Annotated in this window: 19 protein-coding genes; 11 read left to right on the forward strand and 8 right to left on the reverse strand. The window is 67.6% G+C overall.

What is annotated here, in order from left to right:
* Positions 1-137: 137 nt before the first annotated feature.
* Together priA and hemE are read right to left on the reverse strand one after the other, a co-directional pair.
* Positions 138-2,351 carry a primosomal protein N' gene (gene priA, locus IB269_RS26800; RefSeq protein ID WP_192368742.1) on the reverse strand — a complete coding sequence of 738 codons (2,214 nt, stop codon included), beginning with the start codon at positions 2,349-2,351 and terminating at the stop codon, positions 138-140.
* Between the two features lie 524 nt (positions 2,352-2,875).
* Positions 2,876-3,988 (reverse strand): uroporphyrinogen decarboxylase, encoded by a 1,113-nt coding sequence (gene hemE / locus IB269_RS26805; RefSeq protein WP_192368743.1) that lies wholly within the window; start codon positions 3,986-3,988, stop codon positions 2,876-2,878.
* Between the two features lie 177 nt (positions 3,989-4,165).
* On the opposite strand from hemE, the gene IB269_RS26810 reads away from it, so the two are divergent.
* The 9 genes from IB269_RS26810 to IB269_RS26850 all read left to right on the forward strand — a co-directional run bounded on the left by IB269_RS26810 (position 4,166) and on the right by IB269_RS26850 (position 13,572).
* Positions 4,166-5,155 carry a tripartite tricarboxylate transporter substrate-binding protein gene (locus IB269_RS26810; protein ID WP_013800318.1) on the forward strand — a complete coding sequence of 330 codons (990 nt, stop codon included), beginning with the start codon at positions 4,166-4,168 and terminating at the stop codon, positions 5,153-5,155.
* A 231-nt stretch (positions 5,156-5,386) separates the two neighbouring features.
* Positions 5,387-6,169, forward strand: a complete 783-nt coding sequence (locus IB269_RS26815; RefSeq protein WP_012202500.1) for an enoyl-CoA hydratase-related protein — start codon at positions 5,387-5,389, stop codon at positions 6,167-6,169.
* Positions 6,170-6,180: 11 nt separating this feature from the next.
* A complete protein-coding gene (paaI, locus tag IB269_RS26820; RefSeq protein WP_192368744.1) occupies positions 6,181-6,648 on the forward strand; it encodes a hydroxyphenylacetyl-CoA thioesterase PaaI in 468 nt (155 codons plus the stop codon).
* Positions 6,649-6,659: 11 nt separating this feature from the next.
* Positions 6,660-7,964 carry a phenylacetate--CoA ligase PaaK gene (paaK, locus tag IB269_RS26825; protein ID WP_192368745.1) on the forward strand — a complete coding sequence of 435 codons (1,305 nt, stop codon included), beginning with the start codon at positions 6,660-6,662 and terminating at the stop codon, positions 7,962-7,964.
* Positions 7,965-7,981: 17 nt separating this feature from the next.
* Positions 7,982-8,641, forward strand: a complete 660-nt coding sequence (locus tag IB269_RS26830; RefSeq protein ID WP_063327653.1) for a TetR/AcrR family transcriptional regulator — start codon at positions 7,982-7,984, stop codon at positions 8,639-8,641.
* Between the two features lie 35 nt (positions 8,642-8,676).
* Complete coding sequence (locus IB269_RS26835) at positions 8,677-9,828, forward strand: ABC transporter substrate-binding protein (RefSeq protein WP_012202504.1); 1,152 nt, start codon at positions 8,677-8,679, stop codon at positions 9,826-9,828.
* A gap of 83 nt (positions 9,829-9,911) precedes the next feature.
* Positions 9,912-10,940: a branched-chain amino acid ABC transporter permease gene (locus tag IB269_RS26840; protein ID WP_192368746.1), complete on the forward strand. Its 1,029-nt coding sequence runs from the start codon at positions 9,912-9,914 to the stop codon at positions 10,938-10,940.
* Positions 10,937-12,829: an ABC transporter permease subunit gene (locus tag IB269_RS26845; protein ID WP_043824331.1), complete on the forward strand. Its 1,893-nt coding sequence runs from the start codon at positions 10,937-10,939 to the stop codon at positions 12,827-12,829. Before IB269_RS26840 ends, IB269_RS26845 begins: the two co-directional genes overlap by 4 nt.
* Entirely contained in the window at positions 12,826-13,572 is a 747-nt protein-coding gene (locus IB269_RS26850) for an ABC transporter ATP-binding protein (RefSeq protein WP_026062564.1), read from the forward strand. The genes IB269_RS26845 and IB269_RS26850 overlap by 4 nt, the downstream gene beginning before the upstream one ends.
* Before the next feature lie 100 nt (positions 13,573-13,672).
* Here IB269_RS26850 and IB269_RS26855 read toward each other — a convergent pair whose 3' ends face one another.
* The 5 genes from IB269_RS26855 to IB269_RS26875 all read right to left on the reverse strand — a co-directional run bounded on the left by IB269_RS26855 (position 13,673) and on the right by IB269_RS26875 (position 19,676).
* A complete protein-coding gene (locus tag IB269_RS26855; protein WP_225614311.1) occupies positions 13,673-14,503 on the reverse strand; it encodes a hypothetical protein in 831 nt (276 codons plus the stop codon).
* Between the two features lie 1,009 nt (positions 14,504-15,512).
* Positions 15,513-16,484: a Bug family tripartite tricarboxylate transporter substrate binding protein gene (locus tag IB269_RS26860; RefSeq protein ID WP_192368747.1), complete on the reverse strand. Its 972-nt coding sequence runs from the start codon at positions 16,482-16,484 to the stop codon at positions 15,513-15,515.
* A gap of 104 nt (positions 16,485-16,588) precedes the next feature.
* A complete protein-coding gene (locus IB269_RS26865) occupies positions 16,589-16,855 on the reverse strand; it encodes a DUF2783 domain-containing protein (protein WP_013800326.1) in 267 nt (88 codons plus the stop codon).
* Positions 16,856-16,886: 31 nt separating this feature from the next.
* Positions 16,887-18,578 (reverse strand): FAD-dependent oxidoreductase, encoded by a 1,692-nt coding sequence (locus IB269_RS26870; RefSeq protein WP_192368748.1) that lies wholly within the window; start codon positions 18,576-18,578, stop codon positions 16,887-16,889.
* A gap of 132 nt (positions 18,579-18,710) precedes the next feature.
* Complete coding sequence (locus tag IB269_RS26875; protein ID WP_192368749.1) at positions 18,711-19,676, reverse strand: MBL fold metallo-hydrolase; 966 nt, start codon at positions 19,674-19,676, stop codon at positions 18,711-18,713.
* Positions 19,677-19,825: 149 nt separating this feature from the next.
* Here IB269_RS26875 and IB269_RS26880 point away from each other — a divergent pair, with 149 nt between their 5' ends.
* On the forward strand, positions 19,826-20,644 hold the full coding sequence (locus tag IB269_RS26880) for an IclR family transcriptional regulator (protein WP_174549409.1): 819 nt from the start codon (positions 19,826-19,828) through the stop codon (positions 20,642-20,644).
* 19 nt (positions 20,645-20,663) lie between these two features.
* Here the strand turns inward: IB269_RS26880 and IB269_RS26885 are convergent, their stop codons facing one another.
* Positions 20,664-22,496, reverse strand: a complete 1,833-nt coding sequence (locus tag IB269_RS26885; protein ID WP_192368750.1) for a methyl-accepting chemotaxis protein — start codon at positions 22,494-22,496, stop codon at positions 20,664-20,666.
* A 307-nt stretch (positions 22,497-22,803) separates the two neighbouring features.
* On the opposite strand from IB269_RS26885, the gene IB269_RS26890 reads away from it, so the two are divergent.
* On the forward strand, positions 22,804-23,637 hold the full coding sequence (locus IB269_RS26890) for a GNAT family N-acetyltransferase (RefSeq protein ID WP_065346541.1): 834 nt from the start codon (positions 22,804-22,806) through the stop codon (positions 23,635-23,637).
* Positions 23,638-23,816: the final 179 nt, after the last annotated feature.

Genomic DNA, 23,816 nt, shown 5'->3' on the forward strand with positions numbered 1-23,816 from the left:
GCAAATCCCGATGGGAGCCGCGCTGCGAATACGCTAAAAGCGCTTCCGAAAAAGGAGCGGTGAACGCTTTACGGGATTGCGCCCAAGGCCTGAAAGGCTTGAGGTTTTTTGGGGCCGTTCCAAAGGCCGTGCCACGCTCAGATGGCCAGCGGGTCCACGTCCACCAGCCAGCGCACCAGGGCGCGGTGCCCGGGCTGTGCCCTGATCCAGTGCAGGTGCGCCTGCCAGGCCCAGAGAAAGCGCAGCAGGGCGGGCCGCTGGGTCGACTCGATCAGCATCTGCGCGCGCTCCACATTGGCCACGCGCTGCACGGACATGGGAATGGGCGGGTAGAGAAAGACATCGTCCACATGGGGCAGGCCGGCCTGGCGGGCGGCCTCGGCCGCAGCGGCCAGGAAGGCCTGGGCGGCTTCCTGGGTGCGCGCATCGGCCCGCACGATGGCCTGGAAGGCGAAGGGCGGCATGCCCGCATCGCGCCGCTCGCGCAACTGGCGCGCGGCGAAGGCCGGGTAGTCGTGCGAGCGCAGCGCGGTGTAGACGGGGTGGGACGGGTCGTGCGTCTGTATCCACATCTCCGGGTGGCTGCCCTGGGCGGCCACGTAGTGTGCGTCGCGCCCTGCGCGGCCGGCGGCCTGCATCAGCAGGCTGAACAGGCGCTCGGGCGCTCGGTAGTCGCTGGAGAAAAGAGCGCTGTCGGGCTGCACGGCGGCCACCAGGGTGATGCGCCGGAAGTCATGGCCCTTGGCCACCATCTGGGTGCCCACCAGCACGTCGATGTCGCCCGCATGCACCTGGGCCAGTTGCTCCTCCAGCGCGCCCTTGGCGCGCGTGGTGTCGGCGTCGATGCGCGCCACGCGGGCGGGCTCGCGGTCGGGGCGCTGCACATTGCGCAGCAGGCGGGCCAGTTCTTCCTCCAGCTGCTCCGTGCCCTTGCCCAGCGGCAGGATGTCGGGATTGCCGCAGCCAGGGCAGGCCATGGGCACGCGCTGGGTGTAGCCGCAGTGGTGGCAGCGCAGCGTGCGGTCGGCCTTATGGAAGACCTGGTGGGCGCTGCAGTGCGGGCAGTCGCTTTTCCAGCCGCAGTCGGCGCAGAACAGCACGGGCGCGAAGCCGCGGCGGTTGAGCAGCACCAGGCTTTGCTCGCCGCGCTGCACGCGCTCGGTGATGGCATCGATCAGCGGCGGCGAGAACACGGCCTTGCGCGGCTGCTGGCCCATGTCCACCAGGCGCACGCGCGGCAGGGCGGCCGCGCCGATGCGGCTGGGCATGTGCAGGCGCAGGTAGCGGCCGCCCTGCGGCTCGTCGGCATTGGGCGGGCGGCTGGCGTGCCAGCTCTCCAGCGACGGCGTGGCACTGCCCAGGATGACCTTGGCGCCGGTATCGCGCGCGCGCCAGATGGCCAGGTCGCGCGCCGAGTAGCGTGCGCCTTCCTGCTGCTTGTAGCTGGCGTCGTGCTCCTCGTCCACCACGATCAGCGACAGGCCCGGCAGGCTGGCGAAGACCGACATGCGCGTGCCCAGCACGATGCGCGCCACGCCGGTGTGCGCGGCCAGCCAGCTCTTGAGCCGCTGGGGGTTGGTCATTGCGCTGTGCATGCTGACCACGCAGGCGGCGCCGTACTGCGGCGCGAAGCGCTCCGTGAAGCGCTGCTCCAGCTGGGGTGTGAGGTTGATCTCGGGCACCATCACCAGTACCTGTGCGCCGGGGTCGGCATCCAGCGCGGCCTGGGTGGCTCTCAGATAGACCTCGGTCTTGCCGCTGCCCGTGCTGCCGAAGAGCAGAAAGGGGCCGGGATGGGCGGCGATCTGCGTGAAGACGTCGGCCTGCTCTGCGCTGAGGACGATGGGGGGAATGTCTGCGGCGGCCGGGGCCGGTGCGAGCGCTGATGCAGGCGCTGATGCAGGCGCAGTGCCAGGCGCCTGTTGCGCCTGTTCCTCTTTTGCAGCCTTGGCCGCTCTCTTCGCCGCGGCCTTGGTCGGCCTGAGCCGGCGCGCCAGTTGCTCGGCCGTCATCTCGCGCAGTTGCGGGGGCAGGGCCGTCACGGCGATTTCGCCCACGCTGCGCTGGTAGTAGTAGGCGGCGAAGGCCACCAGCCGGCGCCAGGCGGCCGGCAGCGGCGCAATGCCCTGCAGCACGGCGGCGACGGGGCGCAGCTCCACGCCTTCGGGCATGGCGGCGGGGCGGGGCGGGGCGTCCCAGACCACGCCCAGCAGGTCCCGGCGACCCAGGGGCACACGCACCAGGGTGCCGGCCTCCAGGGGCTGGTCGCAGGTGTAGCTCAGCAGTTCGCCCACGGCGCTGTGCGCCGGCGTCTGGACGGCGACATGGACGGTGTGGGCGGGGAGGGACATGCGAATGCGGGGAAAGCGGGGCCTGAAAACGCGGGCGCCGCACGGCAGGGCCTGCAGCAACCAAGCCGCCAAGCATAAGCCTTTGGCGCTGCCCCGGACCTGGGTGCGGCGTTCTACACCAGACGCCCCGGCCGGTGACTGCGGGTTTCTGGGTATATCGTCAATTTCTGTGGATAACTTTGTGGGGATTATTCGGATCTATGGGCATGCACCTGCTTATCCGGCCTTGCCAATTGGTGCATGCTGAAAATGTTGCTATCAAAAAAATTATTCAAAAACAATGGCTTATATCGATATGTCGCCGGCGTGCAGGCGCGGATGACAACTGCAACTCCTAGGGCCTCGCTCGGATTTTTCTGTGCATAAGATGGTCTGTGGCCATCTTGTGCAGCAAGCGGCTGTCGGGTACCCGGCTTGTGGACAGCGGGGCCTTGCCGGGCCGTTGGCGGCCCCGGCAGGGGCCGGCGCTGCGCTGGCGTCCGGCCCTGGGGTTCGGGAGAAGCGGGGGCGGGGAGGCGGCTCGCTCAGCGCTGGCGCAGGGCGCGCGAATGGCTGTGCACGGTCTCCACCAGGGCCGCCACATGCTCGGGCGGCGTGAACTGGCTGATGCCGTGGCCCAGGTTGAAGATGTGCGTGGGGCCCGTGGTGGTCCTGTCGGTGTGCGGAGCGCCGAAGCTGTCGAGCACGGCGCGTGCCTGCTCGGCCACGCACTCGGGCGGTGCGAACAGCACATTGGGGTCGATGTTGCCCTGCAGCGCCTTGCCGGGTCCGCCCACCTCGCCGCCGACGATGGCGCGGGCGCGGGCCAGGTTGGCCGTCCAGTCCAGGCCCAGCACCTCGCAGTCCAGGTCCTTCATGTCGGGCAGCCAGATGCCGCCGCCCTTGGTGAAGACGATGCGCGGCACGTCCTGCCCATCGACGCCCGTGCGCTTGAGTCCGGCCAGCACGCGCTTGGTATAGGCCAGGCTGAATTCCTGGAAGGCGCCGTCGGCCAGCACACCGCCCCAGCTGTCGAACACCATCACGGCCTGGGCGCCCGCATCGATCTGGGCGTTGAGGTAGGCGGCCACGCTGTCGGCGTTGACGGACAGGATGCGGTGCATCAGGTCGGGGCGCGCATACATCAGGCTCTTGACCAGGCGGTAGTCGTCGCTGCCCTTGCCCTCGACCATGTAGCAGGCCAGGGTCCAGGGGCTGCCCGAGAAACCGATCAGCGGCACGCGGCCATCGAGCGCGCGGCGGATGCTGGTCACGGCGTCGAACACATAGCGCAGCTTGTCCATGTCGGGCACGGCCAGCTCGGCCACGGCGGCCTCGTCGCGCACCACCTTGGCAAAGCGCGGGCCTTCGCCTTCGGCAAAGGACAGGCCCAGGCCCATGGCGTCGGGCACGGTCAGGATGTCGGAGAACAGGATGGCCGCGTCCAGCGGGAAGCGCTCCAGTGGCTGCAGCGTGACCTCGGTGGCGTAGTCCACGTTGGTGGCCAGACCCATGAAGCTGCCGGCCCGGGCGCGCGTGGCCTTGTATTCGGGGAGATAGCGGCCCGCCTGGCGCATCAGCCACAGCGGCGTGTAGTCGGTGGCCTGGCGCCGGCAGGCGCGCAGGAAGGTGTCGTTGGTCAGGGGGGCGAAACTCATGGTGGGCGATTGTCGCCGAGTCGGCTTCGCCAGGCTGTCGCGATGCCCGAGCAGCGCAGGGCGTCTTGCCTCGGGTTAACCCTGGTCAATATCGGCGGCAACGGGCTTTTTGAGGCCGCTACATTGTGCGGCGTGCGTTCCGCACGGGAATCCGTCCATGCAAGGAGAGAGTTTGCGATGCAGCGAAGAACCCTGACCCAGATCCTGGCCCTGGCCCCGGCTGTTTCGGCCGCCAGCTGGCTGGCTGGAAGTGCCACGGCGGCCGAGCCGCTGTTTCCGGGCAAGGCGCCGCTGCGCATCGTCGTCGGCTACCCGCCCGGTGGCGCCACCGACCGCGTGGCGCGCATCGTGGCCGACAAGCTGCAGGCGCGCGTGGGCTCGCCCGTGGTGGTGGAGAACAAGCCCGGCGCGGGCGGCCGCCTGTCGGCCCAGTATGTAAAGAACGCGCCGGCCTCCCAGCCCGCGCTGCTGCTGGCCAACCCGGCCGTGATGCTGGTGGCGCCCCTGGTGTTCCCCGACTCGGGCTACGACCCCGACAAGGACTTCCGCCCGGTCAGCGAGGTCAATCGCTACGAATTCGGCGTGGCCGTGGCCAGTGCCGTGCCCGTCAGGCAGCTGTCGCACCTGCTGGCCTGGCTGCGTGCCAATCCGCAGCAGGCCAACGTGGGCGTGCCGGCCACGGGCAGCCTGCCGCACTTCTTCTCGCTGATGCTGGGCGAGGCCGCCAAGGTCCGGACCGAAACCGTGGGCTACAAGGGCTCGGCCCCGCTGCTGACCGACCTGGTGGGTGGCCAGGTGCCGCTGGCCATCGACACCTTCGACGTGCTGCTGCCCCAGCACGAGGCCGGCAAGATCCGCGTGCTGGCCGTGTCGGGCGAGCGCCGCAGCACCATGGCGCCGGACATTCCCACGCTCAAGGAATCGGGCCTGAACCTGTCGGGCATGGGCTGGAACACCTTGTTCGCGCCGCAGAGCATGGCGCCCGACATTGCCGAGCGCCTGTCGCGCATGGTGCAGGAGATCATGAAGGAGCCCGACACGCGCCAGAAATTCGAGGCCAGCCGGCTCACCCCGGTCTCCAGCAGCAGCGCGCAGACGGCCGAGATGCTCAAGGCCTACCGCGCGCAGTGGACGCCGGTGGTGCAGCGCTCGGGTTTCAAGCCCTGAACCTTCAAGAAAAATGGCCCGTGCGGGCCTTTTTTCATCGCCGGGCCGCCCCAAGATGAAAAACGCCCCCTCGGGGGGCAGCGTGGGGGTCATTTTTCATGGGGCCTAGGGGTTTCCTCGGTGCCTGGGCGCTTGTGGTGGAAAGGGTCTGGCGACTAACATTTACCGACCATTCGGTAAATTATGTTTGATCTGCCGCATAAAGACGGCAGACAGGCCACGGAGACTTTCATGCCCCCATCGCTGGTTCTGGTTGAGCAGCAAGACGCCGTCCGCACCCTGGTGCTGAACCGCCCCGACGCGCTCAACAGCTTCAATGCGCAACTGCACGAGCAGCTGCTTTCGGCCCTGGAGCAGGCCGCCGGCGATGCCACGGTGCGCTGCGTGGTGCTCACGGGCGCGGGGCGCGGCTTTTGCGCGGGCCAGGATCTGTCCGACCCCGAGGCCGCGCCCGACCAGAACCTGGGCGACCTGATCGAGCGCCGCTACCAGCCGCTGTGCCTGCGGCTCAAGTCCATGCCTGTGCCCGTGGTGGCCGCCGTCAATGGCGTGGCCGCAGGTGCGGGCGCCAATATCGCACTGGCCTGCGACCTGGTGCTGGCCGCGCGCTCGGCCAGCTTCATCCAGGCCTTTGCCAAGATCGGCCTGGTGCCCGATTGCGGCGGCACCTGGCTGCTGCCGCGCCTGGTGGGCCGTGCGCGCGCCCTGGGCCTTGCGCTGCTGGGCGACAAGCTGCCTGCGGCCGAGGCCGAACGCATCGGCCTGATCTGGCGCTGCGTGGAAGATGCCGATTTGCGCAGCGAGGCCCAGGCCCTGGCCCAGCGCCTGGCCGCCATGCCCGTGCGGGCCCTGGCGCGCACGCGGGAGGCCATGGACTCGGCCCAACTGCTGGACTACGAGCATGCGCTCACGCGCGAGGCGCGCCAGCAGGGCCAGCTGGGCGCGGCCCACGACTACCAGGAGGGCGTGGCCGCCTTTTTGGGCAAGCGGGCTGCCGTGTTCTCGGACCGTTGAGGAGCGGCGCCATGCAAGACACCCACACCCCGGACGAAGCCGCACAGCGCCTGGCCGAGCAGGTGCGCGACGGCATGCTGGCGCGCGACCGCGCCGCGCAAGGCCTGGGCCTGCGCATCACGGACATTGCCCCCGGCGCGGCGCGCATGGAGATGGCCGTGCGCGACGACATGCTCAACGGCTTCGACATCTGCCACGGCGGCTTCATCACGGCGCTGGCCGACACGGCCTTTGCCTATGCCTGCAATGCGCGCAACGAGATGACGGTGGCCTCGGGCCTGAGCGTGGACTTCGTCGCGCCCGGCCGGCCCGGCGACGTGCTCACCGCGCAGGCCCGCGAAGTCTCGCGCGCAGGCCGCACCGGCGTCTATGACGTGCAGGTCACCAACCAGCGCCAGGAAGTGATCGCGCTGTTCCGTGGGCGCTCGCACAGCTTCAAGGGCCGGCCCACCGTGCCCGGCCTGACAGAGCCCGTCTGAAGAGGTCCGCCATGTCCCTGCAGCGCCCCGCCCCCGGCGACCTCGACCCCATCGAAACCGCCAGCCGCGACGAGATCGCCTCGCTGCAGCTGCTGCGCCTGCGCTGGTCGCTGCAGCACGCCTATGACAACGTGCCGCACTACCGCCGCGCCTTCGACGAAAAGGGCGTGCATCCGTCCGACCTGCGCACGCTGTCCGACCTGGCCCGCTTTCCCTTCACCACCAAGAAGGACCTGCGCGAGAACTACCCGTTCGGCATGTTCGCCGTGCCGCGCCAGAAGGTGGCGCGCGTGCATGCCTCCTCGGGCACCACGGGCAAGCCCACGGTCGTGGGCTACACGTTGAATGACATCGACAACTGGGCCAACCTGGTGGCGCGCTCCATCCGCGCAGCGGGCGGGCGGCCCGGCGACATGGTGCATGTGGCCTACGGCTACGGCCTGTTCACGGGCGGCCTGGGTGCGCACTACGGTGCCGAGCGCGCGGGCTGCACCGTGGTGCCCATGTCGGGCGGGCAGACCGAAAAGCAGGTGCAGCTGATCCAGGATTTCCGTCCCGACATCATCATGGTCACGCCCAGCTACATGCAGGTGATCGTGGAGGAGATGCAGCGCCAGGGGATGGACCCGCGCGCAAGCTCCGTGAAGATCGGCATCTTCGGCGCCGAGCCCTGGACCGAGGCCATGCGCCGCGAGATCGAGGGCAAGGCGGGGCTGGATGCCGTGGACATCTACGGCCTGTCCGAAGTCATGGGCCCGGGCGTGGCCAGCGAATGCGTGGAGAGCAAGGACGGGCCGGTGATCTGGGAAGACCATTTCTATCCCGAGATCATCGACCCGGACACGGGCGAGGTGCTGCCCGATGGAAGCGAGGGCGAGCTGGTCTTCACGTCGTTGAGCAAGGAAGCCATGCCCATCGTGCGCTACCGCACGCGGGATTTGACCCGGCTGCTGGCGCCGACCTCGCGCAGCTTCCGGCGCATGGGCAAGATCGTGGGGCGCAGCGACGACATGCTCATCATTCGCGGCGTGAACCTGTTTCCCACGCAGATCGAGGAGATCGTGCTGCAGAACGCCCAGCTGTCGGGCCAGTACCAACTGGTGGTCACGCGCGACGGCAACCTGGACCGGCTGGCCGTGCGCTGCGAGATGCAGCCGGGCACGCAGGGCGACATTGAGGCGCTGGCACTGTGGGTGCAGCAGCGCATCAAGACCCTGGTCGGCGTGAGCGCCGAGGTCGAGGTGCTGCGACCCGATTCCATAGAGCGCACCCTGGTGGGCAAGGCCCGCCGCGTGATCGATCACCGCAGCCGCTGAGCGCGCACAGGAGTCCCATGGCCCGAGGCCGATCTTCCGGATACGACGACCAGCGCGAACTGATCCTGGGCCATGCCGCCGCGCTGTTCGCGCGCAGCGGCTACCCCGGCACTTCGATGAACGAGGTGGCCCAGGCCTGCGGCCTGTCCAAGCCCACCATCTACCACTACTTCCGCGACAAGTACGCTCTGCTGGTGGACATCACCGACGGCCACATGACGCGGCTGCAGGCCCTGGTGGACGAAGTGCAGTCCATGGGCCTGCCGCCCGAGCCGCGGCTGCGCATGCTGATCGAGCGCTTCGTGCAGGAATACGCCCATGCCCGCCATGCCCACCGCGTGCTGACCGAGGACGTGCGCTTCCTGCAGGACGACGACCGCCAGCGCGTGCTGGGCAAGGAGCGCGCCGTGGTCGAAACCTTTGCCCAGGCGGTGGCCCAGCTGCGGCCGGACGCCGATGGCGCGGGCCTGTCCAAGGCGCTGGCCATGCTGCTGTTCGGGATGATGAACTGGATGTTCACCTGGCTGCGGCCCGACGGCTCGCTGGACCACGAGGCCATGGCCCCCGTGGTGGCCGACCTGTTCCTCGGAGGCCTGCCGGCCGTGCAGACCCCAGGCAAACCCGGGCATCAAACCGCTGGCAAAAAAATAGTTACCACGGTAAATTGTGGCGCCTGAAGGTGCCACGCCCCATCCAACACAAGGAGACAGACATGAAGCGTTTGACGAAACTGGGCCTGCTGGCCGCGACCCTGGCCACGGTCTGGGGATCGGCCCTGGCCGACATCAATGTGGGCGTGGTGGTCTCGGCCACCGGACCGGCGGCCTCCCTGGGCATTCCCGAGAAGAACACCGTGGCACTGATGCCGCGCACGGTGGCGGGCCAGAAGGTCAACTACATCATCCTGGACGACGCCTCCGACACCACGGCGGCCGTGGCCAACACGCGCAAGCTGATCAGCGAGAGCAAGGTCGATGTCATCCTGGGCTCCAGCATCACGCCCAACTCGCTGGCCATGGTGGACGTGGTCTCCGAGGCCAAGACGCCCATGATCACGCTGGCCGCCTCGGCCAAGATCGTCGAGCCCGTGGATGCCAAGAAGTTCTGGGTCTTCAAGACGCCCCAGCACGACGCCATGATGGCCGCCGCCATCGGCGAGCACATGGCCAAGGCCGGCATCAAGACCGTGGGCTACATCGGCTTCAACGACGCCTACGGTGAAAGCTGGCTGCAGGAGTTCCGCAAGGTGGCCGAGGCCAAGGGCCTCAAGCTCACCGCCACCGAGGCCTATTCGCGCAGCGACACCTCGGTCACGGGCCAGACGCTCAAGCTCATGTCCGCCAAGCCCGATGCGGTGCTGATCGCAGGCTCGGGCACGCCGGCCGCGCTGCCGCAGAAATCGCTCAAGGAGCGCGGCTACCAGGGCAAGATCTACCAGACCCACGGCGTGGCCAATGCCGACTTCCTGCGTGTGGGCGGCAAGGATGTGGAAGGCACGCTGCTGCCCGCCGGCCCCGTGCTGGTGGCCCACCAGCTGCCCGACAGCAACCCGGTCAAGAAGTCTGCCGTCTCCTATGTGGAGGCCTACGAGGCCGCCAACGGCAAGGGCACGGCATCGACCTTTGGCGCGCATTCCTGGGATGCGGGCCGGGTGCTCGAAGCGGCGATTCCCGCCGCGCTCAAGAAGGCCCAGCCCGGCACGGCCGAGTTCCGCGCCGCCCTGCGCGATGCGCTGGAGCAGACCAAGGACGTGGCCGGCGCCCACGGCATCTTCAACATGACGCCCACCGACCACCTGGGCCTGGACCAGCGCGCGGCCGTCATGGTCAAGATCGAGAACGGCACCTGGAAGTACCAGCCCTGAACCTGCGGGTCTGAGGCCGCAGCGGCTGCCGCACCTGGCGGCGGCCGCTGTGGCGCTCGGCCGCGCCTGCTCGAAAGTCGATCATGGATCTGCAAATCGCCCTGCTGCTGGGGCAGGACGGCATCGTCAACGGCGCCGTCTACGGCCTGATGGCGCTGGCCCTGGTGCTGGTGTTCTCGGTCACCCGCATCATCTTCATTCCGCAGGGCGAGTTCGTCGCCTTCGGCGCGCTCACCCTGGCCATGATGCAGGCCGGCCGCGTGCCCACCACGCTGTGGCTGCTGCTGGCCCTGGCCGCCGCCGTGCTGGTGGTGGACCTGCTGCGCTGGCGCGCGGGCAGCCAGGTGAGCTGGCCCGCCACCTTCCTGTGGTGCCTGGCGCTGCCGGCCATTGCCGTGGCCCTGGCCTGGGGGCTGCGCCCGTCCTCGCTGATGCTGCAGGCGCTGGCCACCCTGGTGCTGATCACGCCCATGGGGCCGCTGCTGTACCGCCTGGCCTACCGGCCGCTGGCCCATGCCTCGGTGCTGATGCTGCTCATCGTCTCGGTGGCCATGCACGGCGTGCTGGTCGGCCTGGGGCTGCTGTTCTTCGGTGCCGAAGGCTCGCGCACCCCCGCGTTTTCCCAGGCGCAGCTGCGCCTGGGCGACATCACGATCTCGGGCCAGTCCCTGGTGGTGGTGGGCGTGACCCTGGTGCTGGTGGCCCTGCTGTTCGTGTTCTTCGAGCGCTCGATGATCGGCAAGGCGCTGCGCGCCACGGCCATCAACCGCGTGGGCGCACGCCTCATGGGCATTCCCACGGCCATGGCCGGCGACGTGAGCTTTGCGCTGGCCGCGCTGATCGGCGCCATCTCCGGCCTGCTGATCGCGCCGCTGACCACGGTGTACTACGACACCGGCTTTCTGATCGGCCTCAAGGGCTTCGTGGCCGCCATCGTGGGCGGGCTGGCCAGCTACCCGCTGGCCCTGGCCGGCGCGCTGCTGGTCGGGCTGCTGGAGGCCTTCTCGTCGTTCTGGGCCAGTGCCTACAAGGAGGTGCTGGTGTTCACGCTGATCATCCCGGTGCTGTGGTGGCGATCGCGCAATAGCCACCATGTGGAGGAAGAAGAATGAGCGCCCCCGTTTCCTCGCAGGCCACGGCGCCTGCCAAGGCCGCCTCGGGCGGCATCAGCACGCGCGTGCTCACGGTGGCCGCCATTGCGCTGCTGGCCGCGTCCTGGGGCTTTCTGCCCGATTTCACCGTCGTCATCCTCAGCTACATCGGCCTGTTCGCCATGGTGGCCGCAGGCCTGGTGATGCTGACCGGCGTGGGCGGCATGACCTCGTTCGGCCAGGCGGCCTTCGTGGGCATCGGCGCCTATGCCACGGCCTGGGTGTGCACGGCGCCTGCCTCGGTGGCCGCGCTGGGCGGGCTGGTGGGCGCGGCGGGCCTGCCCTGGGTGGGCCTGGCGCTGGGCCTGCTCATCACCTTCGTCGTGGCCTGGCTGCTGGGCGCGGTCACGGTCAAGCTGCAGGGCCACTACCTGCCGCTGTGCACCATCGCCTGGGGGCTGAGCCTGTACTACCTGTTCGGCAACATGGAGTTCCTGGGCGGGCAGACCGGCATCACGGGCATTGCGCCGCTGGTGATCGGCGGCGTCTCGCTGGCCTCGCCGCGCGCCATGGGCGTGGTGATCTGGGCCGTGCTGCTGGTGGCGCTGTGGCTGCTGCACAACCTGCTGGACTCGCGCGAGGGCCGGGCCATCCGCGCGCTGCGCGGCGGCCGCGTTATGGCCGAATCCATGGGCATCGACACAGCGCACTACCGCGTCAAGCTCTTCGTGCTGGCGGCCTTGCTGGCCACTCTGTCGGGCTGGCTCTACGCCCACATGCAGCGCTTCGTGAGCCCGGCTCCCTTCAACCTGAACGTGGGCATCGAGTACCTGTTCATGGCCGTGGTCGGCGGCGCCGGCCACCTGTGGGGCGCCGTGCTGGGTGCCACGCTGATCACCCTGGTCAAGCAAAAGCTGCAGGACATATTGCCGGCCCTGCTGGGCACCAGCGGCAACTTCGAGGTCATCGTCTTCGGCCTGCTGATGGTGCTGGTGCTGCAGCGCTTTGCAGAAGGCCTGTGGCCCACGCTGCAGGCGCTCACGGCGCGCTGGGTGCGCCGGCCCGTGTCCGATCTGAAGCTGGCGGACGCGGCTCCGCTGGCGCAGCGCGCGCTGCCCGCTACGGGCCAGGTGCTGCTGGCGGCCGAGCATGTGACCAAGCGCTTTGGCGGCCTGGTGGCCAACAACGATGTGGCCATGACGCTCAAGGCCGGCGAGGTGCATGCGCTGATCGGCCCCAACGGCGCGGGCAAGAGCACTTTCTTCAACATGATCTCGGGCGTGGACTCGCCCACCGAGGGCCAGGTGCGCTTCATGGACCAGGCCATGAACGATGCGCCCTCGCGCCGCTTTGCCGCCCTGGGCCTGGGCCGCACCTTCCAGCATGTGCGCCTGCTGGGCCAGCGCAGCGTGCTGGAGAACGTGGCCGTGGGCGCGCACCGGCGTGCGCACCGGGGCTGGCTGGCCTCCATGCTGCGCCTGGACCGGGCCGAGGAGGCATCGGTGCTGGCCGAGGCGCGCCGCCAGATCGAGCGCTGCGGCCTGGGCGCCTTCGCCGACGTGCCGGCCGCCTCGCTGGCCCTGGGCCAGCAGCGCATCGTGGAGATCGCACGCGCCCTGGCCGGCCAGCCTGCGGCCCTGCTGCTGGACGAGCCGGCCGCCGGCCTGCGCCATCTGGAAAAACAGGCCCTGGCCGACCTGCTGCGCCAGCTGCGCGCCGAGGGGCTGGGCATTCTCGTCGTCGAGCACGACATGGAGTTCGTCATGAATCTTGCGGACCGCATCACGGTGCTGGAGTTCGGCACCGTGATCGCCGAAGGCACGCCGGCCCAGATCCAGGTCAACCAGCGCGTGCTGGATGCCTACCTGGGCGGCGGCGACGACGACGAGGCAACCGGAGAGACGGCATGAGCGACACCCTTTTGCAGCTCAAGGGCCTGAGCGTGTCCTACGGTCCCGTGGAGGCCGTGCACCAGGTGGATCTGGATGTGCGCAGCGGCGAGATCGTCACCGTCATCGGCCCCAACGGCGCGGGCAAGACCACGCTGCTGTCGGCCGCCATGGGCCTGCTGCCCTCGCGCGGAGAGATCCATCTGGACGGCAAGCGCATCGCACGCCCCGGCGTCGAGGTCATGGTGGCCAACGGCGTGGCCCTGGTGCCCGAAAAGCGCGAGCTGTTCGGCGAGATGTCGGTGGAGGACAACCTGCTGCTGGGCGGCTTCTCGCGCTGGCGCCGGGGCCTGCGCGACCAGGCGCAGCGCATGGACGAGGTCTTTGCCATCTTCCCGCGCCTGAGGGAGCGGCGCCCGCAGATGGCCTCCACCCTGTCGGGCGGCGAGCGCCAGATGCTGGCCATCGGCCGCGCGCTGATGGCACGCCCGCGCCTGCTGCTGCTGGACGAGCCCTCGCTGGGCCTGGCGCCGCTGATCGTGCGCGAGGTGCTGCAGGTCGTGGCCGGCCTGCGCGACCACGGCGTCTCGGTGCTGTTGGTCGAGCAGAACGCGCGCGCCGCCCTCAAGGTGGCCGACCGTGCCTACGTGCTGGAGATGGGCGCCGTGGCCCTCAGCGGCGCGGCCAGGGAGCTGCTGCATGACCGGCGCATCATCGATACCTATCTGGGGATGGGGCGCAGTGCGGAGGCGGCGGCCGCATAAGTGAGTGGAGTGAGCGCTGTTGTCTGGTTCTGGTGACTGTGGTTGTGGTCGTGACATACAGGCATGCCGCCAAGTCATCCAAGTCAATCCACCGCCAGCATCAGCGCTTCATGTCATCAAGATAATCCTGCTTTGCCTTGTTGATGCTTTGGGCGACGCTGTTGCCTGGATAGTTTTTGATGTATCCCGAAATATAAAACAAGTATCTTTCGCGGGCGATTGGGTCTATGTGGTTCAAGAATTTTTCGTCCCGAAACGCGGACTGCAGCGCCAGCATTTCCCTGGGATCAGCCATCCTTGTTTGAATAAGATTTTCAAGCGTTTTATGAAAAATCGCTTCGTCAGGAGCATACGTCTTGAGGGATTTCAGCCAATCCTCATATCTGAAGACATCTGAAAACCCCAGTTCATGGATGCCACCGCCCAATTCCGGCTTGGCGCCATTTACCATGTCGAAAATGGCATTCCTCTCGGATGCGGAGATGCTGTTGGGCAGGTCAAGATTGCTGCCTAGATTGCCCAGCAGTACATCACGGCCATATTTATTTCCTGATTCCAGAACTTCCTTGGTGATACTTGCAGGGGCGTCCACCGAGATTGAAAGCATATGGGCCAATTCACCGTAATACTCGTTTGCGGTCAGGATTTTTTCGTCGAAGGACTTTTTCAGCCGAACACGAGTGTCAGGGAAGTTTCCCTCCCTGGAGTAGCTGAAAACTGCTTGCTTCTTTTTTTCGAGAAGCTCCTCCATGCTGACCGATGCAGTGCCTTGCGCCGTTGAAGATGGCGCCCTGTGTTCGCTTGCCAGCATACCCGTCTGCGGATTGATGGGCTCCGATGAGTTGGTATCTAGATAGACATATAAGCCTATTGCCGAGGCAGTGGTGATCAAGACTGCCACTAATATGATCATATTATTGTTTGAAGACATATCTACCAATTTCTTTGTTGAAGGCTTGCATGCACATTGGCCGGAGCAATGATTCTGTTCCACGCGATTTGATAGCTCATTTGTCATCGCAATACGCTGCCTGAAATCTTCTTGCCTGCCGGGAAGTTCTTCCAGAGATTGGGCTTTTGAGTTGATTTTCCTTGAGATTTATACTTTGCAATCCTGGATTGGTCTTGAGAAATTCTAAGAAAACGCAGAATTTGAAGTGAGAAGGGTGTTTTAATTTTTCTCTGTTATTTTCTGGGCAAGGTGTATTGGAAGTTTTTTGGGGGATGTATGGAATACGGCTGAATCTGAAAATGAGGACGCAGCCTATAAGAATCTTCTGATATTTCACAGGATTTGCTCGGATAAATCCGTGAGTGGCTTATGAACGCTGCCTTGGCAAGAGCACCGCCACAGGTAGGCAAATGCACGCCCTGGCTGACAGGGTGGTGTGTGAAAAGGAGGATTGTCGCCCGTTATCTGATGCGGACGGATTTCCGGAGCCTTGGCGAGAGGACGAATTGTGCAAGTCGTCAATGCCGCGCGCTGGTGTATGCGCTCGGCCGTCTAATTTGGAAATGGTCCATCGGCTAAACCCTAGGCACATCTGTCAATCCATGGCAAGACCGAAACAGGTTGCGGTTCCCAAAGGCGCACCGGTGACGCCATTCGACCTGAGATCCAGGTAGAGGACCGCTGCCTATGACCATGAACACCACGCGCTGGTGATCCGAAGGCTTGGGAGTCAGGGGCGGGCCGGGCGGTCCTGCGCCCGCAAGCTTGGAAAGGCAAAGGCTTGCCAGGTAGAGCCGTCTGGGAGGTGTGGTGGATTTGCTGAACGGGGCTTTGCCACTGTGGATGTCTTGCCTGGAGCGCACGGGAATTCCCAGCAAGGCGGCATCTGTCCCCTGGATTTGCTGGAAGTGCCGACCACCGGCGCAAGGGCCTGCTGAGGTCGGGCACTTTCATGGAGTCATCGCCGCTCGGGGCGGCGAGGGCTCGCTCAATCCAGCTTGATATTGTTGGCCGAGATCACCCGTCCCCACTTGCTGCGCTCGGCGCGCACGAACTGGCCCATCTGGTCGGCGCTGCCGGGCATGGGCTCCACGCCCATGGCGGCCAGGCGTGCCTTGGTGCGGGTGTCGGCCAGGGCCTGCTGCAGCGACTGGCTGAACTTCTTGACCACCTCGGCCGAGCTGCCCGTGGGCACGACGATGCCCTGCCAGGCATAGCCCTCGAAACCTTTCAGACCCTGCTCCTGCAGCGTGGCGACCTGGGGCAGGACGTCCACGCGCGTGGGGCTGGCCACGCCGATGGCCTTGAGCTTTTTCTCGCTCAGGAAGGGAATGATGGTGGCGCTGTCGGCCCACATGGCGGGAATCTGGCCGCCCACCACGTCCTGCACGGCAGGGGCCGCCCCGCGGTAGGGCACATGGGTCATGTTGCTGATGCCCGCCTGTTCGCGGAACAGCTCGCCCACCAGGTGGTGGGGGCTGCCCAGTCCGGCCGAGCCCCAGCTCACGCCGGTCTTTTGCTGTTTGGCCCAGGCCAGGAATTCGGCGAGGTTGGTGGCGGGCACCTCGTTGTTGACCACCAGCAGCATGGGAAAGCGCACCAGCATGCCCACGGGCTTGAAGTCGCGCTCGGCGTTGTAGTTGAGCTTGCTGAACAGGAAGGGGTTGGCCGCCAGCGTGGCGAAGTCGGCCGTGAACATGAGGTTGCCGTAGTCGCGCGAGCGGGCGCTGTACTCGGCCGCGATGTTGGTGCCTGCGCCGGGCTTGTTGTTGATGACGATGACCCGCTCCAGATTGCGGCCCATGGCCTCGGCGATGACGCGGGCGACCACGTCCGAGCCGCCGCCGGCCGCATAGCCGACGACCCATTCCAGGGGCTTGTCCTGTGCCAGGGCGGCAGGCCCTGCGGCCAGGGCCAGGCCCGAGCAGGCCAGTGCGGCCAGAAACTGCTTGCGTTGCATCCTTGTCTCCATGTTGTATGCGGCGCCCTTGTGAGATGTCCGAGTTGTGAGGCGGGCGCCTTTGTGGGGATGGCAGGCCGCCGCACGGGCGGCGGCGCGCGGCTTCAGGCGGCCGCGTGCACCGGGGCGACCGGCGTCACGGCGCCGCGCTCGGCCGGGTCCGCGCCGGCAGGGGCAAGTCCTGCGCTGGCGCGGGCCAGTTCGAGCGCATGCAGCAAGGTGCCCTGGTGGCCGATGTGATTGGCCAGCAGCAGCACGAGGCGGGCATTGAGGGCATGGCTTTGCGCGGTATCGAGCCCCTGGTGGGTGGCGATCAGGGCTTCGTAGAAATCGTCGCAGGCCTGCAGGTTGGGGTGGGTGGACAGCAGCATGGCGGTCTCCTGTGGATGGGGCGTAAGAGGTTCAGGCCGTGGCGGCGGCGCCGCAGGCTTTTTGCAGCGCGGCGCGCACGCCGGCTTCGTCGGGGCGGCGCCAGCGCGCGCAGACATGCTGGTCAGGCCGCAGCAGGTAGCTGGTGCCGGGGCGCGCATCGAGGCGTTTGGCCGCCAGGCCGCGCGCATCGATGAGGTCGGCGTCTGGCGCATGGGCCTCTCCCTCGGCCGCGATGGACAGGTTGAGCACGCCGGGCAGCGCCCGTGCCCAGGCCGGCGTGGGGCCGAAGTGCAACAGCGTGAAGTCCGGTCCCAGTGCGCGCAGCAGCCAGGCCGTGCCGTCTGCGCCGGGCCGGCGCATGGGCGCATCGGCCAGCACGGCGCCGGGCAGCTGCGTTCCGTCGAAGGTGTCGGTGTCAGGCGTGTTGAGCGCGGAGCCATGCAGCGTGGCCGGCACGGACAGCCGCCCGCTGTTGACGATGCGGCGCGCGAATTCATGGTCGCGCGCCAGGTCCAGCACGGCGTCGCGGAACAGGCGGCTGATCTCGCTCTTGGGCGTGATGAAGTCGGTGGCGCGCGTGGAGTTGCGGATGTTCTCGTCGGCCGCGTATTCCCGCTCGGCGCCGTAGGTGGCGATCAGCGAGGCATTGGCCTGGCCGCGCAGCACGCGGTCCAGCTTCCAGGCCAGGTTCTCGGCATCCTGCACGCCGCTGTTGGCGCCGCGTGCGCCAAACGGCGAGACGCCGTGGGCGCTGTCGCCCGCAAAGACCACGCGACCATGGACGAAGCGGTCCATGCGCAGGCAGGCGAAGGTGTAGACGCTGGCCCATTCCAGCTCGAAGGGCGCGTCCTTGCCCAGCAGGGCGCGGATGCGCGGCACGATGTTCTCGGGCTTTTTCTCTTCCTCGGGGTCCGCGTCCCAGCCCAGCTGGAAGTCGATGCGCCAGACATCGTCGGGCTGGCGGTGCAGCAGCACGCTTTGGCCCGGGTGGAAGGGCGGGTCGAACCAGAACCAGCGCTCGGTGGGGAATTCGGCGTGCATCTTCACGTCGGCGATCAGGAAGCGGTCGCGGAAGATGCGGCCATGGCTTTCCTGGCCCAGCAGGCCGCGCAGCGGCGAGCGCGAGCCGTCGCAGGCCAGGACCCATTGCGCATCGATGCGGTAGCTGCCGTCGGGCGTCTCCACGGTCAGCAGCGCGCCCTCGGCCTGCGGCTCGAGCGCCGTGACCTTGCTGTGCCAGCGCAGGTCGATCAGCGGCAGCTGCAGTGCGCGCTCGACCAGGTAGGCCTCGGCGTAGTACTGCTGCAGGTTGATGAAGGCCGGGCGCTCGTGGCCGTCCTCGGGCAGCAGGTCGAAGCGGTACAGCGGCTGGTCCTTGAAGAAGACCTTGCCCAGGTTCCAGGACACGCCCTTGTCCACCATGGGCTGGCCCACGCCCAGGCGGTCCCAGATCTCCAGCGTGCGCTTGGAAAAGCAGATGGCGCGCGAGCCCGTGGACAGCCGGCAGTCGTTGTCCAGCAGCACCACGCGCTGGCCGCGCTGGGCCAGGTCGATGGCCAGCGACAGGCCTACGGGGCCGGCGCCGACGATGACCACGGGATGCCGGGCGGGCGTGTCCGCACCGGCGTCCTGGTCGGCATGGCGCTCGTAGGGGATGTGGATGGACTGTATGTCTGCGCCGCTGCCGCGCAGCGCTTGCAGGGAGATGGCGGGGTGGGACATGGTGTTCGTCCTCTGGCGTGGGCAGTGTGGAAAAAAGGGCGCAGCCATCCCCGCCGGCGCGCCAGGGCGCCGGTTCACGGACGGGTGCGAGGGGCGGGCGTGCCGGTGTTCAGGCCCGGACGCCGCCGTGCATCAGCCTTCGAGCGCCAGCCACATCTGGCGGTCGCGCTCGGCGGTCCAGATGCGCGGGTCGGCGTGGCCCGATGCCTCGTCATAGGCGCGGGTCACATCGAAGGGCATGCAGTGGTTGAAGATCACCCACTGGCCGTACTTGGGCTGCAGCTTGGCGAAGGCGGCCTCGTAGACCTTGCGCAGGTCCTGCTGGGCGTCGGCGCCGGCCTTGACCTCGGTCCACAGGTCGCTGATGAAGTCGCGCGTGCCGGCCAGGCCGGCCTGCACCTCGGCCGGCGTCTGCAGCGCGGCGCCCCGGCCGGGCACGAGCCTTTCGGGCTGCAGGGCGGCGATGGCGTCCAGCGTGTGCGGCCAGTCCTGGAAGTAGGCATCGCCCGCATAGGGCGTGGCGCCGAACTCCACCAGGTCGCCGCTGAACAGCACCTTGTCCTGGGGCAGCCAGACCACGGTGTCGCCCTTGGTGTGGCCGCGGCCCAGCTGCAGGATCTGCACCTCGAGCTTGCCCAGCCACAGCGTCATCTTGCCGGTGAAGGTCAGGGTGGGCCAGGTCATGCCGTCGGGCACGCTTTCCACGTTCTGGAACAGGCGGGGAAAGCGGCCGATCTCGCTGGCCTTGTCCTGCTCGCCGCGCTCCACGATGAGGTCGTAGGTGTCCTGGCTGGCAATGATGTGTTCGGCGCCTTCCGCGAAGAAGGCCGAGGCGCCCAGCACGCGCACCGCGTGGTAGTGCGACAGCGTGACGTACTTGATGGGCTTGTCCGTGACCTCGCGGATGCGGCGGATCACGTCCTGGGCCATGACGGGCGTGGCCTGGGTGTCGATCACCATCACGGCGTCGTCGCCAATGATGATGCCGGTGTTGGGGTCGCCTTCGGCCGTGTAGGCGTAGGCGTGCTCGGAGAGCTTGTCGAAGCTGACCTGCTTGATTTCGAGGTCGGCGGCGGAGGCAAAGGTCTTGGTGGTCATGGGCATCCTGCTTTTGAGATGGACAAATGCGTTTGTTTTTATCGAATGCCTGAATGCTAGGGAAAAATTCAACATTGAACAATTCATTTGACATAGTGAAAAACCCTCGGAGCCGCAAACTTCGGGTTCCAGCCTTCACAATGCCTGCCATGTCCGATGCCGCCTCCTCCCCGAACGACCCAGTCTTCCCCTCCGACAGCGCCGATGACGAGCCTGCGCGCGGCCCGCGCGGCATCCAGAGCGTGGAGGTCGGCGGCCAGCTGCTCAAGGCGCTGGCGCGCACCGGCCGGCGCATGGCGCTGAAGGATCTGGCGCGCGAGGCCGGCATGACGGCGGCCAAGGCCCACCCCTACCTGGTGAGCTTCTGCAAGCTGGGCCTGATGGAGCAGGACCGCGCCAGCGGCCACTACGGCCTGGGGCCGCTGGCCATACAGATGGGGCTGATCAGCCTGCAGCAGGCCGATCCCGTGCGCCTGGCGATCGCCGAGCTGCCCGCGCTGGCGCAGGAGGTGGGCAGCACGGTGTCGATTGCCATGTGGAGCGGCCAGGGGCCGACCATCATCCGCGTGGAAGAGGGGCCCACCCATGTCTATGTGGCCATGCGCCACGGCACGCCCGCATCGCTGCGCCACACGGCCACAGGCAAGATCTTTGCGGCCTTTGGCGAGCCCGGGCGCATTGCGCCCCTGCTGGATGCGGAAGGTCACAGCCTGGAAGAGCCCGCCTTTGCAAAGGAGCTGGCCGCCATCCGCGCCAGCCGCCTGAGCCGGGTCGAGAACCAGCTGCTGTCAGGCGTGAGCGCGCTGGCCGTGCCGGTGTTCGACGGCTTTGGCCAGCTGGTGCTGGCCATTGCCGCCATCGGCCCTTCGGCCACGCTGGACCTGGACCTGCAAGGCCGGCCGGCCCTGCTGCTGCAGGCCCAGGCGCGCAGCCTGTCCCAGCGCCTGGGAGCGCCGGCCCAGGCCTGAGCCCGTCGCGTGCTGCGGCTCAGTTGGTGAGCAGCAGCTGATCCCGGGCAGGCGCACGCCCTTCCAGCGTGAAGCCGGCCACCGTGCGCGACAGGTGGTGGGCCTGCTCGTTGAGCACGGACGATGCGGCGGTGGACTCCTCCACCAGCGCGGCGTTCTGCTGCGTGGCGCGGTCCATGTCGGCCACGGCCTGGTTGATCTGGCCGATGCCCACGCTCTGCTCGGTCATGGCGCCGTTGATCTCGACAATGATCTGGGAGACGCGCTGGATGCCGTCCACGATCTCGCCCATGGTCTGGCCGGCCGCGCGCACGCGGTCCGTGCCCATGGCCACGCTGGCGCCGGAGGCGTCGATCAGGGTCTTGATCTCCTTGGCGGCCGCCGCGCTGCGGTGGGCCAGGCTGCGCACTTCTGCCGCCACCACGGCAAAGCCCCGGCCCTGCTCACCGGCGCGGGCTGCCTCGACGGCGGCATTGAGCGCCAGGATGTTGGTCTGGAAGGCGATGGCGTCGATGACGCCGATGATCTCGCCGATCTTGGACGAGGCCTTGGAGATGTCGTCCATGGTGCTCACGGCGCTGCCCACCACGTCGCCACCCTTGGTGGCCGAGCTGCTGGCCGACTGGGCCAGGCGCGTGGCCATGGCGGCCGCCTCGGCCGACTGGCGCACATTGGCCGTCAGCTGCGACAGCGAGGCCGAGGTCTCCTGCAGGCTGCTGGCCGAGGACTCGGTGCGGTTGGACAGGTCCAGGTTACCCAGCTTGATCTCGTCGGTGGCGGTCTTCATGGACTCCACGCCGTTGCGCACATCCTTGAGCACGGTGCCGATTTGCTCGACGAAGCCGTTGAAGGAGGAGGCGATCTGCGCCACCTCGTCGCGGCCCGACACCGGCAGGCGCTGCGTCAGGTCGCCGCCGCCCGAGCCGATCTTGTCCATGGCGTCGCGCACCTGCGACAGGCGCCGGAAGGACTGGGCCGTCAGCGCCGCCGCCACGGCCGTTGCCAGGCAGGCCAGCAGCACGATGGCAATGGCCAGCGTCTTGAGCACGCTTTGCAGTCCGGTCGTGGCCTCGGCCTTGTCCAATGCCACCACCAGCAGCCAGTCCGTGCCCTGCACCGGGCGGGCCTTGAGCAGCTTGGCGCTGCCGCCCAGGTTCACTTCCAGCGGCGCCGTGGCGCTGGCCAGCGCGGTCAGCGCGGCAGGCGTCAGCAGCTCGGAGAGGTCGGAGGTGGGCTTGAGCAGCAGCTTGGCATCGGCATGCGCCAGCACCTGGCCGTCACGGCTGACCACAAAGCCCAGGCTGCCGGGCGTGGGGCGGATGGCCGAGACCACCTCGCGCACGCCCTCCAGCGGCACGGCGCCGCTGATCACGCCCTGCAGCGCGCCGCCGCGCAGCATGGGCGCCACGAAGGCCACATAGGGCACGCCCGTGGTGGAGTCGCCATAGGGCTTGGTCAGCGTCAGCTTGCCGGCCTGCACGGCGCTCTTGTACCAGGGGCGGGCCGTGGGGTCGTAGTCGGGCGGGGTGCTGGTGGTGGACTTGAAGGTCTTGTCCTGCCAGCCCACCGTGGTGATGGGGAAGCCACTGGCCTGGCCCATGTGGGCGGCAAAGCCCTGCGGGTCGCCATGCTCGATCACGGCGGCGGCGGCGCTGACGGCGCGTGCCTTGGAGGCCACCCACTGGTCGATGGCCATGGTGTTGCCTGCGGTGATGGCATCCAGATCCTGTTCGATGGTCTGGAACGTGCTGCCGCGGACGATGTGGTACGTGGCGGCCCCCGTGATGGCAAGGGCGCCGACCACGGTGGCTGTGCTGATGGCAAGGATCTTGGAGCGAAGGGTCTGGAGCATGGCGCGGCAAGGGAAGACTGAGGACTCCGCAAGCCGCGATGGCCGGGCATGCGGCCCTGTCATTAACGCACAATTTGTTTCATTCTTGACGACATGCCAACCCTGGGATGGCGTGCACCAACTTGCGCGCAACACCTTTCATAGAGGCGTTTGCTGCAGTGCACCATTGCAGTGCGGTGTGACATGTTGCTGTAACGCAACCGTCGCGGGACTTTCATGGCGGCTTTCCACAATGGCGGCACGCAGGCAAACCGAGTGGCACAGGCAGGTCACCGACTGCGTCCAACATGACGAGGAAGGCGGGCATATGGACGTTCTTGACACCCTTCGCAACGCGGCGATCGACGTCGCCAAGCCCCCGCTTTCCGCGCTTCTCCAGCCACCCCAGGCCGCAGACAAGCCGCTGCGGCTGGACGTGCGCTGGGCCCGGCACCTTGACGAAGTGCGACAGGTGCAGCGCCTGCGCCACGCGGTGTTCGCCGCCGAGATGGGCGCCGTTCTGCAGACGCCGCTGGCCGGACACGACATCGACGCCTTCGACGATTTCTGCGAACACCTCATGGTCTGCGACGCCGACCGGGGCGTGGTCATCGGCACCTACCGCCTGCTCACCCCCACCCAGGCGCTGCGCGCCGGCGGCCTGTACTCCGACCAGGAATTCGACCTCGCCCCGCTGCACGCCTGGCGCCCGCGCATGGTGGAGCTGGGCCGCAGCTGCGTGCATGCGTCGCACCGCCAGGGCGGCGTGATCCTGGCGCTGTGGGGCGCCCTGGCCGAATTCATGCAGCGCAACCAGCTGGACGCCATGGTCGGCTGCGCCAGCATTCCCATGCAGTACCCGGGCCTGGCCCACGGCGAGGGCCCGGCGCGCGTCTGGCAGCAACTGCGCCAGACCCATCTGGCCGAGCCCGAGCTGCAGGTGCGTCCTCGCGTGGCCCTGCCCGAGGAGTTGGCATCGGTCAGCACCAGCGGCATGAGCGTGGAGCCGCCCGCGCTGATCCAGGGCTATCTGCGCACGGGCGCCAAGGTTCTGGGCGCGCCGGCCTGGGACAGCGACTTCAACACGGCAGACCTGCCCATCATGATGCGCATGCAGGACCTGCCTTCGCGCTACATGCGCCTGTTCACGCGGCGCGGCTGAGGCCGTCCCGGCGCTTGGGGGGAATCGGGGGATTTTCGGAAAGAGAGGGCGGATCCGGCTTCTTGTGCAGTGAGCCGGACCGTGATGTGCATCACAGGGCTGTCACAAAGACCGTGCATGATGCTGGATGTGGGCTGAAGCAGACACCCGGACGGAGGCAGGTAACCTGCACCGGACTG

Origin of the sequence: Delftia sp. DLF01, from assembly GCF_014852125.1 — a bacterium.
Taxonomy (GTDB): domain Bacteria; phylum Pseudomonadota; class Gammaproteobacteria; order Burkholderiales; family Burkholderiaceae_C; genus Comamonas; species Comamonas acidovorans.

Excerpts from the sequence above, each read along its gene's own strand:
- IB269_RS26845 (WP_043824331.1), top strand. The coding sequence starts at position 10,937 with ATGAGCGCCCCCGTTTCCTCGCAGGCCACGGCGCCTGCCAAGGCCGCC.
- IB269_RS26870 (WP_192368748.1), bottom strand. The coding sequence starts at position 18,578 with ATGTCCCACCCCGCCATCTCCCTGCAAGCGCTGCGCGGCAGCGGCGCA.
- IB269_RS26835 (WP_012202504.1), top strand. The coding sequence starts at position 8,677 with ATGAAGCGTTTGACGAAACTGGGCCTGCTGGCCGCGACCCTGGCCACG.
- IB269_RS26850 (WP_026062564.1), top strand. The coding sequence starts at position 12,826 with ATGAGCGACACCCTTTTGCAGCTCAAGGGCCTGAGCGTGTCCTACGGT.
- IB269_RS26830 (WP_063327653.1), top strand. The coding sequence starts at position 7,982 with ATGGCCCGAGGCCGATCTTCCGGATACGACGACCAGCGCGAACTGATC.
- hemE (WP_192368743.1), bottom strand. The coding sequence starts at position 3,988 with ATGAGTTTCGCCCCCCTGACCAACGACACCTTCCTGCGCGCCTGCCGG.
- IB269_RS26855 (WP_225614311.1), bottom strand. The coding sequence starts at position 14,503 with ATGTCTTCAAACAATAATATGATCATATTAGTGGCAGTCTTGATCACC.
- IB269_RS26860 (WP_192368747.1), bottom strand. The coding sequence starts at position 16,484 with ATGCAACGCAAGCAGTTTCTGGCCGCACTGGCCTGCTCGGGCCTGGCC.
- IB269_RS26890 (WP_065346541.1), top strand. The coding sequence starts at position 22,804 with ATGGACGTTCTTGACACCCTTCGCAACGCGGCGATCGACGTCGCCAAG.
- IB269_RS26880 (WP_174549409.1), top strand. The coding sequence starts at position 19,826 with ATGTCCGATGCCGCCTCCTCCCCGAACGACCCAGTCTTCCCCTCCGAC.
- IB269_RS26810 (WP_013800318.1), top strand. The coding sequence starts at position 4,166 with ATGCAGCGAAGAACCCTGACCCAGATCCTGGCCCTGGCCCCGGCTGTT.
- paaK (WP_192368745.1), top strand. The coding sequence starts at position 6,660 with ATGTCCCTGCAGCGCCCCGCCCCCGGCGACCTCGACCCCATCGAAACC.
- IB269_RS26840 (WP_192368746.1), top strand. The coding sequence starts at position 9,912 with ATGGATCTGCAAATCGCCCTGCTGCTGGGGCAGGACGGCATCGTCAAC.
- paaI (WP_192368744.1), top strand. The coding sequence starts at position 6,181 with ATGCAAGACACCCACACCCCGGACGAAGCCGCACAGCGCCTGGCCGAG.
- priA (WP_192368742.1), bottom strand. The coding sequence starts at position 2,351 with ATGTCCCTCCCCGCCCACACCGTCCATGTCGCCGTCCAGACGCCGGCG.
- IB269_RS26885 (WP_192368750.1), bottom strand. The coding sequence starts at position 22,496 with ATGCTCCAGACCCTTCGCTCCAAGATCCTTGCCATCAGCACAGCCACC.
- IB269_RS26875 (WP_192368749.1), bottom strand. The coding sequence starts at position 19,676 with ATGACCACCAAGACCTTTGCCTCCGCCGCCGACCTCGAAATCAAGCAG.
- IB269_RS26865 (WP_013800326.1), bottom strand. The coding sequence starts at position 16,855 with ATGCTGCTGTCCACCCACCCCAACCTGCAGGCCTGCGACGATTTCTAC.
- IB269_RS26815 (WP_012202500.1), top strand. The coding sequence starts at position 5,387 with ATGCCCCCATCGCTGGTTCTGGTTGAGCAGCAAGACGCCGTCCGCACC.